The organism is Streptomyces sp. NPDC059456 (assembly GCF_042750055.1).
Lineage (GTDB): Bacteria > Actinomycetota > Actinomycetes > Streptomycetales > Streptomycetaceae > Streptomyces.
This window is the reverse complement of sequence record NZ_JBHYVA010000371.1, coordinates 1-4,998: the sequence shown is the minus strand read 5'-3', so window position 1 is coordinate 4,998 and position 4,998 is coordinate 1. Positions and strand designations below refer to the sequence as shown.

Sequence of the window (4,998 nt, the reverse complement as noted above, 5' to 3'; positions counted from 1 at the left end):
GGGCCCGCCCGCGCGGGGGGGGGCCCCCGCGCCGCCGGCGGGGGGGGGGGGGGGGGGGGGGGGGCGGGGCCAGAGGCCCCGCCCCCCCCCCGGCACCGGGCTCATCGTCAGGACAGCGAGTTGATGACTTCGCGGACCTTGGTGTTGATCTCGGCCGGGATCGGCGCGTAACCGTTGTCGGAGAGGACCTTCTGGCCCGCGTCCGAGGCGGTGTAGTTCAGGAAGGACTTGACGGTCGGGAGCGTCTCGGCCTTGTTGCCCTTGTCGCAGACGATCTCGTAGGTCACCAGGACGATCGGGTAGGCACCCTCGGCCTTGGTGGTGTAGTCGAGCTTCAGCGCCAGGTCGGAGCCGGTGCCGGCGATCTTGGCGGCGGCGATGGCCTTGGAGGCCGAGTCGGCGGAGGCCTTGACCGGAGCGGCGGCTCCCGTGTTCACGTCGACCGTCTTGATGCTCTGCGCGCTGGCGTAGGAGAGCTCGAAGTAGCCGATCGCGCCGTCAACGGCCTTGACCTGCGAGGCGACACCGGCGGAGCCGGTCGCGGCCTGGCCGCCCGGGGCCGGCCACTTCTTCGCGGCCTCGTACGTCCAGGCCTCGGGAGCGGCGGCCTTGAGGTACTTGCCCAGGTTCTCGGTGGTGCCGGAGTCCTCGGAGCGGTGGAAGGCCTGGATGGCGGTGGAGGGGAGCGTGACGCCGGGGTTCAGCTTCTTGATCGCCTCGTCGTCCCACTTCTTGATCTTGTCGTTGAAGATGTTGGCGAGGGTGGGGGCGTCCAGCGTCAGCTTGTCCACGCCGGCGACGTTGAAGCCGATGGCGATCGGGCCGCCGACCATGGGCAGGTTGATGCCCTGGCCACCGGTGCAGACCTTCTTCGACTCCTCGACGGCATCGGGCTTCAGCGCCGAGTCCGAGCCGGCGAAGCCGACGGTTCCCTGGTTGAAGGCGACGATGCCCTCACCGGAGGAGGAGGACTTGTAGTTCACCTCGACGCCGGAGCAGGCGGCCATGTAGTTCTTGACCCACAGGTCCACGGCGTTCTTCTGGGCGGAGGAGCCGGAGGCGAGCAGCTTGCCCTTGGCGCCGTCGCACTTGATGTCGCCCGCGGCCGCCGACGGCTTGCCGCTGGCGGAGCCGCCATCCTTCGTGTTGTTGTCCGAGCCGCACGCCGTGAGGACCAGGGCGCCCGACACGACAAGCGCGCCGAGGGCGGAGGCACGAAGCATGTTCTTGCGCTGAAGCTTCACTTTCGGGTGTTCCTTCCAGAAGCCGCCGGCCGCTTTCTGTATCGGGGCGGCGTGCGAAGAGGACTACGTCGGTTACACGGTGTGCCGCCCGGCCGGGCCGGCGACGCGCTCCGTGCACCACCGAAATTAGGCAGAACAGGTGAAGCGGCCGACCGGGACAAGTGAACGGACGGTGAACCGTGGCGGACAGCCCGGTGTGGATGGTCGGGTTTGCTCCGGAGTGTCATCCGCCGTTGTCCCGTCGTTACCGTTATGTGACCCTCTCGGGTCCGGTTCCGGGCCGGTGCCCGCAAGGGGCGCCGACCCGGAGTGTGGCCGAAAAGGATCGGTCAGGGGGCGGTGGCCGGGGCCGGGTGCCACACGTCCTGGAACGCGAAGCGGGCCGCTTCCACCTCGTGCCGCTGGTCGGCGTGCAGGACCCCCAGGGCGTACGCCGTCGCCGGGGCGATCCGGGGGGTGCGGGCGGCCGTCGCCGAGGCGGCCGCGGCCTCGGCGGCGTCGCGGTGCCGGTCCAGGGCCTCGCCGGCCACCACCAGCCGGGCCACGTCCTCGCCCAGGGCCTCCCGGGCGTAGCGGTGGACCCGCAGCAGCCGGCGCACCTCGTGCCAGGAGCCGTCGTGATCGGGGTTGTACGGGTGCGCCTGCGCGGCGTGCGGAAGCGCCGAGACGGCCGTCGCCAGCCGGGTGCTGGCCACCTCCGCCAGCGGGACCAGGACCTCGTCGACCCGCCCGCGGGCCGCGACCGGGTCCAGCGGCACCTCGGAGGCCAGGACGGCCACCGCGTCCGCGACCGCGTGGAACCGGGACGAGCCCAGTGCCTGGAGGGTCGCCGAGTGGGCGCGGGTCCGGGCCAGCGTGAGCTGCCGTTCCAGGAGGGCGCCGGCCCGCGCCGAGCCCACCGTCAGCGCGCCCGCGGCGCCCCGGGGTGCGGGCACCTCCGGCGAGCCCGACAGTCGGTGCAGTGCGTCCAGCAGCCGGGTCAGCCGGGCGGCGTACGCGTGCTCGTCCGCCAGGGTCGAGGACAGCCACACCAGCTCGGTGCGCAGCCCGTCGGCCCAGGAGGACTCGGTCACCACCCGGAAGGTGGACAGGGACCCGCTGATCCGGCGCGCGGCCCCCCGCAGGCCGCGCGCCGCATCGCCGCCCTCCGCGGCGTCGGCCCCTCCCCCGGACTCAGTCCGGGGGGACCCCCACTCCTCGTGGAGGCGGAGCCCGCGCAGGAAGGCGGAGGCCTGGGCCCGCAGGTACGTGCCGAGCACGTCACCCGCGCAGCCCTCGCCCCGTGCTGTCAGGTCATGGTTTGGCTGAGCCACGCCGGCGCCTCCGGGCGTCTATGAGCATCTCCTGAACGTGCCGCAGCGGCTGGCCTTCGTGGTCCGTGCTGTGCCGGGTCCATTCGCCGTCCGGGCCCAGGTGCCAGGAGGAGGTGGAGTCGGACATCCCGGTCTCCAGCATCCGGTCCAGTGCCGCGCGGTGGGCCGGGTCGGCGACCCTGACCAGTGCCTCGATGCGGCGGTCGAGGTTGCGGTGCATCATGTCGGCGCTGCCGATCCACACTTCGGGTTCGCCGCCGTTGCCGAAGGCGAAGACCCGGGAGTGTTCGAGGAAGCGGCCGAGGATCGAGCGGACCCGGATGTTGTCCGAGAGCCCGGGGACGCCGGGGCGCACGGCGCAGATGCCGCGGACCCAGATGTCGACGGGCACTCCCGCCCGGGAGGCCCGGTAGAGCGAGTCGATCAGGGCCTCGTCGACGATCGAGTTCATCTTGAGGCGCACGTACGCGGGGCGGCCGGCCCTGTGGTGGGCGGCCTCCTTGTCGATCCGCGCGATCAGGCCGTCGCGCAGCGAGCGCGGGGCCACGAGCAGCCGGCGGTAGGTCTCGCGGCGCGAGTAGCCGGACAGCCGGTTGAACAGGTCGGAGAGGTCCGCGCCGACCTGCGGGTCGGCGGTGAGCAGGCCGAGGTCCTCGTACAGGCGGGCGGTCTTGGGGTGGTAGTTGCCGGTGCCGACGTGGGAGTAGCGGCGCAGCGTGTCGCCCTCCTGGCGGACGACGAGGGAGAGCTTGCAGTGGGTCTTGAGGCCCACCAGGCCGTAGACGACGTGGCAGCCGGACTCCTCCAGCTTGCGGGCCCACTTGATGTTGGCCTGTTCGTCGAACCGGGCCTTGATCTCGACGAGCACGAGGACCTGCTTGCCGGATTCGGCGGCGTCGATCAGGGCGTCCACGATCGGGGAGTCGCCGGAGGTCCGGTACAGCGTCTGCTTGATCGCGAGGACGTCCGGGTCGGCGGCGGCCTGCTCCAGGAAGGCCTGCACGGAGGTGGAGAAGGAGTCGTACGGGTGGTGCAGCAGCACGTCCCGCTCGCGCAGCGCGGCGAAGATGTCGGGCGCGGACGCGGACTCGACCTCGGCGAGGTCGCGGTGGGTGCCGGCGACGAACTTGGGGTACTTCAGCTCGGGCCGGTCCAGGGAGGCGATGCCGAACAGGCCGGTCAGGTCCAGCGGGCCGGGCAGCGGGTAGACCTCGGCGGCGGAGACGTTCAGCTCCTGCACCAGGAGGTCCAGGACGCCGGGGTCGATGGACTCCTCGACCTCCAGGCGCACCGGCGGGCCGAAGCGGCGCCGCATGAGCTCCTTCTCCAGGGCTTGCAGGAGGTTCTCGGCGTCGTCCTCCTCGACCTCCAGGTCCTCGTTGCGGGTCACCCGGAACATGTGGTGCGCGAGCACCTCCATGCCGGGGAACAGCTCCTCCAGGTGCGCGGCGATGACGTCCTCGAGGGGGACGTAGCGCTGCGGGGAGGCCTCCAGGAAGCGGGAGAGCAGCGGCGGGACCTTGACGCGGGCGAAGTGGCGGTGCCCGCTGACCGGGTTGCGCACGACGACGGCCAGGTTCAGCGACAGCCCCGAGATGTACGGGAAGGGGTGCGCGGGGTCCACGGCCAGCGGGGTGAGCACCGGGAAGATCTGGTTGCGGAACAGGGTGAAGAGGCGGGCCTGCTCCTTCTCGGTGAGGTCGGGCCACCGGATGAGGTGGATGCCCTCCTCGGCGAGCTGCGGGGAGATGTCCTGCTGGAAGCAGGCGGCGTGCCGGGCCATGAGCTCGCGCGAGCGCGTCCAGATCAGGTCGAGCACCTCGCGCGGCTGGAGCCCTGAGGCCGAACGGGTGGCGACGCCGGTCGCGATGCGGCGCTTGAGGCCGGCGACGCGGACCATGAAGAACTCGTCGAGGTTGCTCGCGAAGATCGCCAGGAAGTTCGCCCGCTCCAGCAGGGGGGTGGCGGGGTCCTCGGCGAGCTCCAGCACCCGTTCGTTGAAGGCCAGCCAGCTGCGCTCACGGTCGAGGAAGCGCCCCGGGGGGAGCTCGCCGCCGTCCTTGTCGTCGTAGGCGTCCAGGTCGGCGTCGAGGTCGGGCGCGAGGGCGGGCTCGAGGCCGGAATGCGGACGGTGCGCGGCTATGGAGCCGATCCGCGCGGGTTTCGCCGCCGCGCCGGAGGGGGCGGTGGCGGACGGGTGAGACGGGTGCTGGGCGGGGACCTCGGTGGGGCCTGCGCTGGGCTGGTGGCTCATGCCTCCATTGTTCCGCGCAGGCGGCAGGACAGGCGCGTCGGAAGCTCTCCCGTTTACCGCTGGGAGGTGCCCTCTGGCCGTCGGACGATGAGCGGGCTGCATGCGGGGAGAGTCGCAAGCGCGTCTTAAGAGCCGGTGAATGCCGTATGGCTTCCTGGCTCCGGGTGGTGCACGAGTACGTCTCGCC

General features: G+C 71.8%; 3 protein-coding genes. All 3 read right to left on the bottom strand.

What is annotated here, in order from left to right:
* Positions 1-107 precede the first annotated feature (107 nt).
* Positions 108-1,244, bottom strand: coding sequence for a phosphate ABC transporter substrate-binding protein PstS (gene pstS, locus ACFXA3_RS27080; RefSeq protein WP_385190961.1), 1,137 nt, complete (start codon positions 1,242-1,244; stop codon positions 108-110).
* Between the two features lie 329 nt (positions 1,245-1,573).
* Positions 1,574-2,557 (bottom strand): CHAD domain-containing protein, encoded by a 984-nt coding sequence (locus ACFXA3_RS27075; RefSeq protein WP_385190959.1) that lies wholly within the window; start codon positions 2,555-2,557, stop codon positions 1,574-1,576.
* On the bottom strand, positions 2,538-4,811 hold the full coding sequence (locus tag ACFXA3_RS27070) for an RNA degradosome polyphosphate kinase (RefSeq protein ID WP_385190957.1): 2,274 nt from the start codon (positions 4,809-4,811) through the stop codon (positions 2,538-2,540). The genes ACFXA3_RS27075 and ACFXA3_RS27070 overlap by 20 nt, the downstream gene beginning before the upstream one ends.
* Positions 4,812-4,998: the final 187 nt, after the last annotated feature.